We start from the raw sequence: 13,471 nt of genomic DNA, 5'->3' as shown, positions 1-13,471 counted from the left end.
TTGGCGTGGAAAATGATAAGGAAGGGAAAGAAGAAGGAAAGACCGAGGAATGACAGACCTTCCGGACGGTGCCAGAAGGTCTGTTGGAAAGAATTACAGCGCCCAGCCACCAGCGTAGAACACCACCAGCGCGACAGCGATAATCACGGTGCCGATGTTCAGTTTACGCCATTCGCCGGAGAAGATGCGGCCTAATACCAGCGCGCCAAAACCCAGCATGATACCGGTCACGATGTTACAGGTCAGTACAATGAATACGGCACATACCAAACCGGACATGGCATCCACGAAATCATCAAAATTCAGTTTAGAGACGTTGCCCAGCATCAGCAGACCGACGTACATCAGCGCTGGCGCGGTGGCATAGCCAGGAACCAGATACGCTAACGGAGAGACAAACAGCAGCAGTAGGAACAGCACGCCCACGACAGTTGCCGTTAAGCCCGTTTTCCCACCCGCCGCCGTACCCGCTGCGGATTCGATGTAAACCGCCGCCGGAGATGTCCCGACCAGACTGGAGAAAATGCTGCTGACGGAGTCTGCGGTCAGGGCTTTACCACCGTTGATGATTTGCCCGTCTTTATCCAACAGGTTTGCCTGTCCGGCAACGGCACGGATTGTACCGGTGGCATCGAATACGGCAGTCATCACCAGCGCCAGTACGCTCGGCAGAACCATCGGCTGCAATGCGCCCATGATATCCAAACTGAAGATCAGCGACGAACCGTCAGCGGCCGTCAGGCTAGGCAACGCAAAGAAGCCAGCGTATTTTACATTCGGGTCAAAAATCAGCCCCAGAATAGAGATCGCGATAATAACCAGCAGAATACCGCCCGGCACGCGACGCTTCTCTAAACCGATAGTCGCCGCCAGCCCCAGTAGGGACATAATGACGGGGAAAGAAGTGAAATCACCCAGCGCTACCGGCAGACCGTCAATCGGGTTTTTTACCACCAGACCCACACCGTTGGCGGCAATAATCAGCAGGAACAGACCGATACCAATTCCCGTGCCATGTGCCACGCCCATCGGCAAATTACGCAAGATCCAGGAGCGGATGCCCGTAACGGAAATGATGGTGAACAGCACACCCATCAGGAAGATCGCCCCCAACGCCACAGGAATACTGATTTGTTGCCCCAGCACCAAACTGAACGCGGTGAACGCCGTCAGCGAAATCGCGCAACCAATCGCCATCGGCAGATTGGCCCACAATCCCATCAGCAGCGACCCCAGCCCAGCAACCAGACAGGTTGCAACGAACACGGCGGTAGGCGGGAAGCCAGCCTTGCCCAGCATACTCGGAACCACAATGACGGAGTAAACCATAGCCAAAAACGTCGTCAGGCCAGCTAACACTTCCTGACGCACGTTACTGCCGCGCTGTGTAATTTTGAAAAAAGCATCAAGCGGGCCCTTCGAGCCTGCCTGACGGGTGGTGTTTGACATGGTGGTATCCCCTGAAATGCCATTATTATTTAAGATCGATTCTGACGGTTCCTGCGGCCTTGCTCCGCGAATGCACCAACATTGCTGACGCATCATGAACCGTATATACCCGTCATTCTTCAAGCTGCACGCGCGTTGGCTGCGTTCAGTCACCCGAATCACTTACTCAAGTAAGCTCATCGGGATTCCCTCTCTTGCCGCGTTACGAGGCCCATAAATGGGTCTCGCCCTAGCGGGCCAACGCTTTGCGTTGTTCAAAACGCTAACGTTTTGTCCTGCAACTCGAATTATTTAGGGTATAGCCCCGCACGCAAACGATTAACTCGCTGGATGCAAAGCTGGAAAACGTTGTCGTATCAAGACATTGACGTATAAAACACTGCTGTATTAAACAAGCGGTACTAAAACAAACTGGACAAAACGGCGCCAGGCAATTGAAGCGCGTGATTATCCCGCTTCACCCGCGCTTATTTCAACTGCTAATCGAGACAATTTACCTATCTCACCTCATCGGTTCGATAAGGAAACGCCCAGCCAGTACAGGTAATGCTCAATCAGGCAACTCGCTGAAAGTGGGTCAGTATGGAGAAAAAGCAGAAAGGGTTCTTAGATGGAAATCAAAACAGCGGTTTACTCCTCACAAACTGAACGTTCATTTTTTTGTGATTCGTATCACAAAAAAGTTGACCACCCGTATCAGTGCGAGTATTCTTAAAAACGTGAACAGCATCACAGAAAACAAATCAACTAACAACGAGGAAATGACCATGAAACTGCTGAACAAAATCATCGCTATGTTTGAAAACATCAACATCAACTTTGGTACTTTCAACCAATAATTATTTAAGAATCGTGGGGATAAAAAAGATGCGCGTTGTCCGCAAAATCAATCAAATATTAAAAGCGTTGGGCAAAACCTATCGCGGTGTTAACCCCCACGCTATCTTCCGTTAATCGTACTTAAGTACGTTAACCACCATAAATGGCTGCCATCCGGCGGCCATTTTTGTTTTACACGCTACATAACTGATTCAACTCACCATCCAGTGATGGCGCAGAAGCGCCATCCGATATTTATGCCATCAGGCGTAGAGTGAAACTTCCCCTACCGGACGGGTCTTAAAGCGACGGTGCAGCCAGAGGTACTGCTCAGGCGCCCGCATGATTTCTTTCTCAATCACCTTATTCATGTAACACGCCGCAGCCTGTTCATCGTGATAAGGATAATCCTGTAATTCAGGCTGGATCACCAGTTGATACCCCAAGGCATTAGGCTTGCGAATCAGGACTGTCGTCATCATCGCCGGTTTTGCGAGACGGCTGATGGTGTACGTGCCACTAGTGGTTGCCGCATTTTTAACCGCGAAGAAAGGGGCAAAAACGCTGCCTTTAGGGCCGTAGTCCTGATCGGGAGCGAACCATACCGCTTCGCCACGTTTTAGCGCTTGCACCATCCCACGCAGATCTTTACGGTCGATCATCGCTTTGTTAGAACGTGACCGTCCCCACGTCTGTACCATTTCCATCGCTTTATTATTGTGCGGACGGTACATCGCCATCATCGGCTGACACAGCCCCATCGCCCTGCCACCCAGTTCCAGCGACATAAAGTGAATACCAATCACCATCACGCCCTGACCTTTTTCGGTCGCGTGCTGTAAATGCTCCAGCCCCGAAACATCAAACCAGTGGCGCACGCGACGATCGGACCAAAACCAAGCCATGCCGGTTTCGACCAATGCCATGCCGAGCGAAGCAAAGTTGTTGTCGATCATCGCTTCTTTTTCGTCGTCGGAGATCGTAGGGAAGCACAGTTCAAGATTGCGCCGAGCAATCGAAACCCGACGTTTGAGAAAGATACGTGATAAACGGCCAGCGCTGCTCCCGAGTTTCATCAGCAGCGGATAAGGGAGTTGGACTAATAAAAACAACACGCCAAGGCCGAACCAAGTCGTCCAATAGCGCGGGTGGAGTAATGCCCTGGTAAATGTTTGCTTAATTTTCATGATACTCATCTTTAAGTGATTAACAGCGTACCGCATAAAGAGTCGTTCTCATCGCGCTACATCTATCATGACACTTATTTATAGGGATTGTTTCAGCTCTGTGGAAAACTTACTTCTGACCGTTATCGCGCATGAGGTTAAAAAGCAGGATAAACATGCTGATAACACAGAGGGGGTTTTTGAACAGCCGATGAGCGGCTAACGGTAGCGACATAATACCTGATTCACACTCAATAAAGGAGTAGCTGGATAAGAAATATTCGCAATATTAGACGACATGAAGATAACATAATACCAGCGCCAACCAACGCGACTGGCTTCCCAGTATCAGATCATAGAGGATGACAAGCCATAGCATAATCAAGGAGTTGATGAAATATGACTTTTCCCCTCCCTTACCGACTCAATGCATTAACCGTTTTCATCGCCAGCATCCCTGCGCTAACTTTTGCCACAACATTCGCCGATAGCACTTTCTTTCATAAAGACTGGGAAGTGGTCTGTGGAGTTGCCCCTACTAAAACGGACACGGCTAATTAGCAGCTAACATGGCATCGCGATATTCGCGTGGGGATTTCATATTCAGCCCCTTGTGCGGATGCAGGTTATTATAGTCCTCCATCCATTCTGCCATTTTTTCCATCACTGATACTGCATCCGGCAGGTCATTTACGTAGACGTAATCCCGCTTGAACGTCTTGACGAACGATTCTGCCATGCCGTTGCTTTCCGGGCTACGTACTGGGGTGGTACACACGATGAACCCCAGTGAACTGGCGAACGTACGCGTGGCATCGGCTATGTAGCAACTGCCGTTATCAGTCAGCCATTCTACTGCATGTGGGACCATCAGTGCGTTACCGAACCGCTTCTCCAGACTTTCTGTCAGCAGATCCTGTACCATTACACTGCTGATACCCCCTGTGGTGGCACTCCAGCCGATAACCTCTCGGTCACAGCAGTCCAGGCTGAACACCACTCGTACCACTTCACGGTTCCAGCAGCGGATTTCAAAGCCGTCAGAGCACCACCGGGTATCCGGTTTCAGTGTGATCACACTACCGGTATGGTTGCGGTGTTTTTTCTCATGACCCGATTTTGCCAGCAGCAGGTTATGGTGTTTCATGATCCGGTATATCCGCTTTGGATTTACCCGGCGACCGTCTTCCTTTAACCTGCGATTCAGATGTGCGGTGACCCTGCGATAGCCATTTGTCGAGCGCTGGCTGCATATCTGTCTGATTGATGGCAATAATTCCTCATCCGCTTCTTTGCTGTAACGCGCCATACGGGGCAGTCGCTGCCCACTCAGGCGTTCATAAAGATTAGAGCGTGATACCTGCAGTACCTGTGTTATCCGGATTAGGGGATATCGTCCGGTGGCAGCAATGGCATGCGCGATATCAACTTTTTTGACTGCGCTATCTCCAGCGCATCGCGGAGGATTTCGGCTTCCATTGTTTTACGTCCCAGCATCTGCTCAAGCTGTTTTACCTTTTTTTCCAGTGCCTTAACTTCAGCAACACTGACAACGTCATCGCCAGCAGCGATCGCAGATTGGCCACCTTCGTTCATAAGTCGTTTCCATTTAAAAAGCAGACTGGGTGTAATGCCATATTGCCGGGCAACCAGAGAAACGGAATAGCCGGGTTGCATGGACAGCGCAACAAAACGGGATTTTTCTTCGGCAGTATAACGGCGTCGCTTCTGCTCGCCAGTGATCACTTCGATTCTTTGCACAAGACACTCCTTAAACATAGGTCTATGCCTATGTCTTATTGATGAAGTGTCCGGTTTAAATGGGGGCTACTACAGTCTGTGATAACACGCTAACGTGTCGGGCTGCGGGTTATTCGTCAGAAGAGCAGTACACGGGAGAAGATAAGAAAGCACAGGACGTCTCGATTCTCCTCACCCGTCATGCCGGGCAGAATACGCCAATAACGGCTGAGGTCACGTTCGCTGAGGTAGATAAAGAGATGCCTAAAGATACCCGGCTTACACTCACGATAGACAGCGTGGATAAAGGTACACTCACCTCGACCGGAGATAACCTCTGGCAGTTAAGCAACACACAAATTCCCTTTGTGTTACAAGCATTAAAAGGAAGCGGAAAAGTGGCGTTTCATCACAATGGCGTCGTTTCCGAACTGTCTGGCGCGGGTGCCTACGCCGTCCTGTTAAAGATGGATGAGAAACAAGGCCGCGTTAGCACGGTGGATGCCATCACCAAAAAAGGAAACAAAAGCAGTGAGCTACCTGCCGCAGCAGCCCCCATCATCTATGCAGCCGTAACCAAGCAGGAACACTCACGGAATCTGACAGATGCAGAACAGGCGTCCATCCAGAAAACGCTGCTTAAGACGTTAAAAGCAGATGACTGCGACAGTTTCCCACCGCAGGATTACCAAAAGGCAGAACCGATTGAACGCATTCCACTAAATGACAGCATGTCGCTGCTCACCACACTCTGCTGGCGCGCCGCCTACAACGAAGGCTACGCTTACTGGGTTATTGATAACGCCATGCAAACTCAACCCCAGCTCGTGACGCCAAGTGGAACAGGTTACGAAAACGGTGAGATTACCTCGGTGCAGAAAGGACGCGGGCTTGCGGACTGCATGAGCTATAACGCCTGGACATGGGATGGCAAAACATTCCAGCAGAGCAGTGCATCGATCACAGGCTCGTGCCGTATGATCCGCCTCGGCGGCACCTGGGATTTACCCTACTGGACGACGACGGTGATTAAAGCGGAAAAGTGAAAGGAATTGGGGTCACTCGCTTACCTCATATTCAATCATGGGGAAAACGAACGCGTTAGAGCCGCCACGTTAATGCAACCAGAGTAAAACGCGCGTTATTAGAGTAACCGCTCTGAACGCGCCTGCATTCACTCAACAGAATCAGTCAAGAAGTGTTGTTCCATAGGAGTTATCAATTGTGCAAAGCCAGTTCCCATCAACATCTTTCCTGAATACGTAGGTTGCTCGTCGCGTTGTGGTGACAATATTCCCCCGCTCATCTGGGTAATGAAGAACGGTTTCCATGATCACTAAAGCGTCTCCACCGCCCTCAATGACCTGCATATTTCCTTGTTCAACAATAAGTTGGTTTTTAAAATAATCAGCAATAGCGACAAATGCTTTTCTTATATCATCTTTTCCTTTCGCAACCATGCCTGGCTTGATAACAAGTGCAGCATCCTCAGCGTAATAACCCATCAGAGCATCAAAATTTCGCTCAGAGATTGCTTTATCACAGGCTTCAATAATTTCGCGTATCGGATGTGGTTTCATAAGCATTGACCTCAGTGAAATGGCGTAAAAAACCCAATAAGGAATAACACACAACCCTATGATAATAGAGATGTTATTCATAATAATTTCTTGTATTCAGATTGCGAGAAAATTCTGCTTATGAATGCTCTGCTTTTTCGGGGGATTACCCTATACGAATACGCTATACATTCTGATGTATACATTTCGATAGATGAGATTTTCCCTAAGCGACTGAGAATTCTTGTTAAACCGTGTATTTACTGGGTTTTGTGGACTTTAGAGAACTTCAGAGGAAGTATTTTTGGAGCGAGTGAAGGGAATCGAACCCTCGTATGCAGCTTGGGAAGCTGCCGTTCTACCATTGAACTACACTCGCACGGAGAGGCGCGTGGCATTATAGCGCTATGCTGTTGCCGAGCAAGTAAAAAAACCCGGCAAAGCGCTGCTGTTTTAGCCAGTCATGCAGCTTCGGATAGCGGTAGGAACAACGTTTCATAGCCATTGGAAATGACGTGCCAGGCAAAGTAGGCAAATAGCAGTGCGGAAATCAGGCTGCAATAGAATGAGATCCGTTCTTTCAGCAGTCGCTGACCGTATTTCACCAGCGCGGCAAGGAAGAACGTCCACAGTACGCCGCCGACGAAAAAGCCCAACAGAAACAGAGTAATCATGAAGGCAGAGCCATCGGTAGACTGCGCAATAATCGTGCCGCCGATTGCCGCAAACCACAGTAACGCCGTCGGTGACGCCAACGCCATGCCAACGCCGCTGAGAAACTCGGTATACCGCGCTGGTGGCACTGTAAAATCCGTCGCATTCGCTGTCACAGACAGGTCGGCGAAGCGTTTAACCTGATAGTCACGCCATGCCGCACGCGCCATGCTGAACGTCATCCAGATCAGAATCAGCCCCCCGCCAATCCATAGCACCCAGCGCACAGGCGTCAGGTTAAAGACCACAGCCAGACCCAGAACCGACAGCGTGGCATAAAACAGATCGCCGAAGCAGGAGCCCAACCCGATATAAAATGCCGAACGCGCCCCGTGCCGCAGCCCACGGTTAATAATCGCAGTATTGACCATTCCCAGATCGAGACAGAGTGACAGAGACAGCAGCATCCCCGTGAAGACAACTAACAGCATGGTATTCCCTTCGAGCGTTAAGCAATAAGGCGAGTGTAGAGCCCAAGGGAAACACTGTATTGTCAAAAATTGATACGGCGGAACTGCCCCGGCGTCATGGCGTTATAACGGTTGAAGGCTTTAGTGAAATGCGCCTGATCGGCAAACCCAACATCGCCCGCAACCTGACTAATCGCACTGCCCTGCCGCAGCAGTTCTCGCGCTTTACACATACGTCGCTGCATCAGCCATGCCAGCGGCGGCAGCCCGACCGCCTGATTAAACGAGCGCACCAGATGTGCGACAGACAGATTCTCCTGCTGCGCGAGCTGATCGAGCGTGGGGACATCGCTGAGATCGTTCAGCAATCCGTCTTTGATCCGCGTGATCCGCTCAGCTTCTTTGACCTGGCCTTGAGAGGGCACATGATGCTGATTTTCCATCAACCCCGCGAGCAGCAGGATAATGCGCTCCTGACGCGTGCTGTCGTCCAAATCAGAGGTGACCAGCTGTTTTAACTCGGACGCCAATTGCGCCGACGGATTCCAGCCCCGTGAGAATCGAAAGGTTTGGTGGAAATAATGCTCGAATGCTCGTGGGTGCACGTACAGCGAGGCGCATTGCCAGCGGTCAAACGCGTTGTCACTGCCCTGTAGCTGATCGGGGTTGTAGGTCGTTACCATATCATTGGTGACAACGAAGGTCTCTCCATCCAACCAGACCGTCTCCAATCCGCTGAGATTGGCGCTGATGACAAACTCGTCGTGCGTATGACGTGGAAAACTGCGGCCATTGGTCAACAACGCCAGTTCAAACCAGGCATCGCGGTACGTCATCATGATGGGTGTTCCGACAGTGAATGAATGCCTGAAAATAGCATCTTCCCCCGTTGGACGACAATCACAGAATGGCGCCAAAAATGCGAAGGTAAAACGAGATGATAATACTATCGAGGTGGGCTCGAGATACACGGGGCTACCACGGTGCGAGGTGTCCCTACGAGAACCTCATCCCCATGTTTCCCCTAAAATTTGGCATTGTCGATAGTAAAAAAACCGGTGCGATTGCACCGGTTTAATAAAGTATGACGACAACGTCAGGCTGACACTTTCTCTGCCTTACTTCTGCGGACGCATCGCTGGGAACAGGATAACGTCGCGGATGGTGTGGCTGTTCGTGAACAACATCACCATGCGGTCGATACCGATACCCAGACCCGCGGTTGGCGGAAGACCGTGTTCCAGCGCGGTCACGTAGTCTTCATCGTAGAACATCGCTTCGTCATCGCCTGCATCTTTAGCATTCACCTGCTGAGCAAAACGCTCTGCCTGATCTTCGGCATCATTCAGCTCAGAGAAACCATTACCGATTTCACGGCCGCCGATGAAGAACTCAAAGCGATCGGTGATTTCTGGGTTATCATCGTTACGACGCGCCAGCGGTGACACTTCAGCCGGATATTCGGTGATGAAGGTCGGTTGAATCAGGCTGCTTTCTGCCGTCTCTTCGAAGATCTCAGTAACGATGCGGCCCAGACCCCAGCTTTTCTCGATCTTGATACCCAGAGACTGTGCGATCGCGGTCGCTTTCTCCAGATCGTCCAGATCGGCAACGTGGGTTTCAGGACGGTATTTGCAGATCGCTTCACGCATCGTCAGCTTCTCGAACGGCTTACCGAAGTCGAATGTCTGGTCGCCGTACTCCACCGTCGTCGAGCCCAGCACGTCCTGCGTCAGCGTACGGAACAGGTTTTCCGTCAACACAATCAGGTCTTTATAATCGGCATACGCCATATAAAGTTCCATCATGGTGAATTCAGGGTTGTGACGCGGGGAAACACCTTCGTTACGGAAGTTACGGTTGATCTCGAACACACGCTCAAAACCACCCACAACCAGACGCTTCAGGTACAGTTCCGGCGCGATGCGCAGGTACATGTCGATGTCCAGCGCGTTATGGTGCGTGATGAACGGACGGGCAGACGCGCCGCCAGGGATCACCTGCATCATTGGCGTTTCGACTTCCATAAAGCCGTTATCCACCATGAAGCGGCGGATGGCAGCCATCACGTTAGAACGGATGCGGAAGGTATTGCGTGATTCGTCGTTGGCAATCAGATCCAGATAGCGTTGACGATAGCGGGTTTCCTGATCGGCCAGACCGTGGAACTTATCCGGCAGCGGACGCAGCGCTTTGGTCAGCAGACGCAGTTCGGTACAGTGGATAGACAGCTCGCCAGTTTTGGTTTTGAACAGCTTGCCGCGCGCGCCCAGGATATCGCCCAGATCCCATTTTTTGAACTGCTCGTTATAGATGCCTTCCGCCAGATCGTCGCGGGAAACATACAGCTGAATGCGGCCACCGACGTCCTGCAAGGTCACGAAAGAGGCTTTACCCATGATGCGACGAGTCATCATACGGCCCGCAACGGTCACTTCGATGCCCAGTTCTTCCAGCTCTTCGTTCTCTTTGGCATCGAACTCAGCGTGCAGACGATCGGACGTGCTGTCACGGCGGAAATCATTCGGGAAGGCAATCCCAGTTTCACGCAGCGCCACCAGTTTTTCACGACGCGCTTTTAATTCATTATTCAGATCTTGCGCCTGATCGGCACCCTGTGATTGTGATTCAGCCATGTGAATTCTTATAACCCCGCTTTTAAACTTGCTTCAATAAATTTGTCCAGATCGCCATCCAGTACCGCCTGAGTGTTACGTGTTTCCACTCCGGTACGTAAATCTTTGATGCGCGAATCATCCAGAACATAGGAACGAATTTGACTACCCCAGCCGATATCAGATTTGTTGTCTTCCATCACCTGTTTCTCAGCATTTTTCTTTTGCATCTCAAACTCATACAGCTTGGCTTTCAGCTGTTTCATCGCCTGATCTTTGTTTTTATGCTGGGAACGGTCATTCTGACACTGCGTGACAATATTGGTCGGAATGTGGGTAATACGCACCGCGGATTCTGTCCGGTTAACGTGCTGACCACCCGCACCAGATGCGCGGTACACGTCAATACGCAGGTCGGCTGGATTAATTTCGATATCAATATCGTCATCCACTTCTGGGTAGACAAACGCGGAGCTGAATGAGGTGTGACGGCGGCCGCCGGAATCGAACGGGCTCTTACGCACCAGACGGTGTACGCCAGTTTCAGTGCGCAGCCAGCCAAACGCATAGTCACCGATGATCTTGATGGTGGCGGATTTCGTACCGGCCACGTCACCGTCTGACTCTTCAATAATTTCGGTTTTAAACCCTTTGGCTTCCGCCCAACGCAGGTACATACGCACCAGCATGCTGGCCCAATCCTGCGCTTCCGTACCGCCAGAACCCGCCTGAATATCCAGGTAGCAATCCGCACTGTCGTACTGGCCGGAGAACATACGACGGAATTCCAGCTGGCCTAATTTATTTTCCAGCGCGTCCAGTTCTACCGACGTCTCATTAAAGGTGTCTTCGTCGTCTTCTTCCACCGCGAGCTCAAGCAAACCATTCACATCTTCCAGACCCTGAGTCAGTTGATCGATGGTGTCTACGATGGCTTCCAGCGAGGAGCGTTCTTTCCCCAATGCCTGAGCGCGTTCAGGCTCATTCCAGACATCAGGCTGTTCCAGTTCTGCGTTTACTTCTTCGAGGCGCTCTTTCTTGGCATCATAGTCAAAGATACCCCCTAAGAACGGCACTACGTTCAGACAGATCCTGAATGCGGTTTTTTACCGGATTAATTTCAAACATGATTTTTTATATTCTTACGTTAAGTCGTTGACAACGGAATGGTGTAACCCGCCATTCTAGCGGATAAAAGGCGCATTTTATAGACTTTCTGCCCACCGTATGTGGTTCACGCGCGCGGCCACAGATGTTGGATCATCAATTGCACCGAGCGTTTACCGCGAAACTCGTTAATATCCAGCCGATACACCATTTCCACTTCTTTAATGCTCGGATCCGGCCAGATGGTGGTATCGACATTGAACGCGATACCATCTAACAGCGGCACAGCACCCGTTGCGCCTATCGGTTCAAACATCGCTTTCAAATGGCGTTCTTTGAGTAGACGGGGTTGCAGAATACGGAAGCAGCCATCGAACGTCGGTTCAGGGAATGCCTGACCCCACGGCCCGGCGTAACGCAGCATTTCTGCCGTCGATAACAAATCCAGCTCCGGCAGAGCCAGTTCACCATCAGACCAGACAACGCCTTCAAGCTGAGATGGGTCCAGCCATTCGCCAACCAGTTCGCCGAAACGCAGCCGGAAATCGTCGAACCGATCTTCATGCAGCGATAACCCTGCCGCCATCGCGTGTCCGCCGAATTTATCCATCATACCGGGGTACAGTGTATCCAGCCGCTCCAGCGCATCACGCAGATGCAGGCCGGAAATAGAACGCCCCGACCCTTTCAGCATGCCGTCGCCCGCAGGTGCAAAGGCAATTACCGGACGATGAAAACGCTCTTTAATGCGCGACGCCAGAATACCGACAACGCCCTGATGCCACTCTGGGTGATACATCGCCAACCCGTAAGGCAACTCAGTACGAGTGCGCTCCAGCGATTCGCACAGGCGCAGCGCTTCGACCTGCATCCCCTGTTCGATCTCCCGTCTGTCCTGATTCAATGCATCTAAATCATTAGCCAGCATACGCGCCTGAGTAATATCGTTACTCAATAACAGCTCAACACCGACCGTCATGTCATCCAACCGACCAGCGGCGTTCAGCCGTGGCCCAAGCGCAAAACCTAAATCGCTGGAGACCAGTTGGCTGGCATCGCGGTTAGCCACTTCCAGCAGCGCACGAATGCCCGGACGACACTCGCCCGCACGAATGCGGTTCAGCCCCTGTGCAACCAGAATTCGGTTATTGGCATCCAGCGGCACGACGTCAGCCACCGTACCCAGTGCGACCAGATCCAGTAATTCGGTGAGATTCGGCTTCGCCAGCCCCTGTTGCGTAAACAAGGGTTGCGTAAACCAGTCGCTATCGCGCAGGCGCACGAACAGCGCCATCATCAGGTAAAACGCGACGCCCACGCCAGCCAGCGCCTTGGAGGGAAACGGGCAGTCAGGCAGATTGGGATTAATCATGGCGTCGGCAGTAGGCAAGATTTCGCCCGGCAAGTGGTGATCGGTCACCAGCACCGCGATACCGCGCCGATGCGCATCTTCAACCCCCGCGTGAGAAGAGATCCCGTTATCCACGGTAACAATCACTTCCGCACCCAGCGCGGCAGCCTGTGCCACCACTTCCGGGCTTAGCCCGTAGCCGTTTTCAAAACGGTTCGGCACCAGATATTTCACGTTCACGCCACCCATACTGCGCAGCGCTAATACGGTGAGCGCGGTGCTGGTGGCGCCATCGGCATCAAAGTCGCCAACGATGACAATGCAGCGCTTCTCTGCCAGCGTGTGTTGCAGCAGATCAATCGCTTTATCAATGCCGCTGAGCAAACGGTAATTGAGTAAACCACTCAGACTACGTTCCAACTCCTGCGCACCTTTAACGCCGCGCTGCGCATAAAGGCGACGCAGCAACGGCGGAACGGTGTCAGGTAAATCAATGTCCTCCGCCAGCGGACGCCGACGGAGTTGGGTAATCATATCCACG

General features: G+C 51.6%; 11 protein-coding genes and 1 tRNA gene. 2 read left to right on the top strand and 10 right to left on the bottom strand.

The genetic code is table 11. From position 1 onward, the window contains the following. Positions 1-93: 93 nt before the first annotated feature. Positions 94-1,449 carry an NCS2 family permease gene (locus EO763_RS03505; protein WP_039491137.1) on the bottom strand — a complete coding sequence of 452 codons (1,356 nt, stop codon included), beginning with the start codon at positions 1,447-1,449 and terminating at the stop codon, positions 94-96. A gap of 443 nt (positions 1,450-1,892) precedes the next feature. Here EO763_RS03505 and EO763_RS03500 point away from each other — a divergent pair, with 443 nt between their 5' ends. Continuing rightward, the gene (locus tag EO763_RS03500; protein WP_208852001.1) at positions 1,893-2,288 is read left to right on the top strand and encodes a hypothetical protein; all 396 of its coding nucleotides are present in this window, start codon (positions 1,893-1,895) and stop codon (positions 2,286-2,288) included. Positions 2,289-2,531: 243 nt separating this feature from the next. Here the strand turns inward: EO763_RS03500 and lpxP are convergent, their stop codons facing one another. Together lpxP and EO763_RS03490 are read right to left on the bottom strand one after the other, a co-directional pair. After that, complete coding sequence (lpxP, locus tag EO763_RS03495) at positions 2,532-3,455, bottom strand: kdo(2)-lipid IV(A) palmitoleoyltransferase (protein ID WP_161528104.1); 924 nt, start codon at positions 3,453-3,455, stop codon at positions 2,532-2,534. Between the two features lie 532 nt (positions 3,456-3,987). Further along, positions 3,988-5,213, bottom strand: a protein-coding gene (locus tag EO763_RS03490) for an IS3 family transposase (protein ID WP_244321988.1) whose coding sequence is annotated in 2 segments (ribosomal slippage) — positions 3,988-4,871 and positions 4,871-5,213 — 1,227 coding nt in all. Because the reading frame shifts where the segments join, the coding sequence is not laid out codon by codon here. A 41-nt stretch (positions 5,214-5,254) separates the two neighbouring features. Here EO763_RS03490 and EO763_RS03485 point away from each other — a divergent pair. Beyond that, the gene (locus EO763_RS03485) at positions 5,255-6,220 is read left to right on the top strand and encodes a DUF1176 domain-containing protein (RefSeq protein ID WP_161528103.1); all 966 of its coding nucleotides are present in this window, start codon (positions 5,255-5,257) and stop codon (positions 6,218-6,220) included. 141 nt (positions 6,221-6,361) lie between these two features. Here the strand turns inward: EO763_RS03485 and EO763_RS03480 are convergent, their stop codons facing one another. From EO763_RS03480 to recJ, 7 genes are all read right to left on the bottom strand, one after another. Next, complete coding sequence (locus tag EO763_RS03480; RefSeq protein ID WP_161530327.1) at positions 6,362-6,754, bottom strand: YybH family protein; 393 nt, start codon at positions 6,752-6,754, stop codon at positions 6,362-6,364. A 284-nt stretch (positions 6,755-7,038) separates the two neighbouring features. Beyond that, positions 7,039-7,112, bottom strand: a tRNA-Gly gene (locus EO763_RS03475). A gap of 82 nt (positions 7,113-7,194) precedes the next feature. Continuing rightward, entirely contained in the window at positions 7,195-7,878 is a 684-nt protein-coding gene (locus tag EO763_RS03470) for a LysE family translocator (RefSeq protein ID WP_161528102.1), read from the bottom strand. A 62-nt stretch (positions 7,879-7,940) separates the two neighbouring features. Then, a complete protein-coding gene (locus EO763_RS03465) occupies positions 7,941-8,696 on the bottom strand; it encodes an AraC family transcriptional regulator (protein WP_161528101.1) in 756 nt (251 codons plus the stop codon). A gap of 279 nt (positions 8,697-8,975) precedes the next feature. Beyond that, positions 8,976-10,493 carry a lysine--tRNA ligase gene (lysS, locus tag EO763_RS03460; RefSeq protein WP_116164248.1) on the bottom strand — a complete coding sequence of 506 codons (1,518 nt, stop codon included), beginning with the start codon at positions 10,491-10,493 and terminating at the stop codon, positions 8,976-8,978. Positions 10,494-10,501: 8 nt separating this feature from the next. After that, positions 10,502-11,600, bottom strand: a protein-coding gene (gene prfB / locus EO763_RS03455) for a peptide chain release factor 2 (RefSeq protein WP_116164246.1) whose coding sequence is annotated in 2 segments (ribosomal slippage) — positions 10,502-11,524 and positions 11,526-11,600 — 1,098 coding nt in all. Because the reading frame shifts where the segments join, the coding sequence is not laid out codon by codon here. Between the two features lie 106 nt (positions 11,601-11,706). Next, a complete protein-coding gene (recJ, locus tag EO763_RS03450; protein ID WP_208851977.1) occupies positions 11,707-13,470 on the bottom strand; it encodes a single-stranded-DNA-specific exonuclease RecJ in 1,764 nt (587 codons plus the stop codon). Between the last annotated feature and the right edge of the window lies 1 nt (position 13,471).

The organism is Pectobacterium odoriferum, assembly GCF_009931295.1.
Lineage (GTDB): Bacteria > Pseudomonadota > Gammaproteobacteria > Enterobacterales > Enterobacteriaceae > Pectobacterium > Pectobacterium odoriferum.
The sequence above is the reverse complement of the archived record's forward strand: the minus strand, read 5'-3'. Positions and strand labels throughout refer to the sequence as shown.

Bases quoted from the DNA above. Each gene is read 5' to 3' on its own strand.
- lpxP (WP_161528104.1), bottom strand. From the start codon at position 3,455: ATGAAAATTAAGCAAACATTTACCAGGGCATTACTCCACCCGCGCTAT.
- EO763_RS03480 (WP_161530327.1), bottom strand. From the start codon at position 6,754: ATGAAACCACATCCGATACGCGAAATTATTGAAGCCTGTGATAAAGCA.
- lysS (WP_116164248.1), bottom strand. From the start codon at position 10,493: ATGGCTGAATCACAATCACAGGGTGCCGATCAGGCGCAAGATCTGAAT.
- EO763_RS03465 (WP_161528101.1), bottom strand. From the start codon at position 8,696: ATGATGACGTACCGCGATGCCTGGTTTGAACTGGCGTTGTTGACCAAT.
- EO763_RS03470 (WP_161528102.1), bottom strand. From the start codon at position 7,878: ATGCTGTTAGTTGTCTTCACGGGGATGCTGCTGTCTCTGTCACTCTGT.
- EO763_RS03485 (WP_161528103.1), top strand. From the start codon at position 5,255: ATGGGGGCTACTACAGTCTGTGATAACACGCTAACGTGTCGGGCTGCG.
- EO763_RS03505 (WP_039491137.1), bottom strand. From the start codon at position 1,449: ATGTCAAACACCACCCGTCAGGCAGGCTCGAAGGGCCCGCTTGATGCT.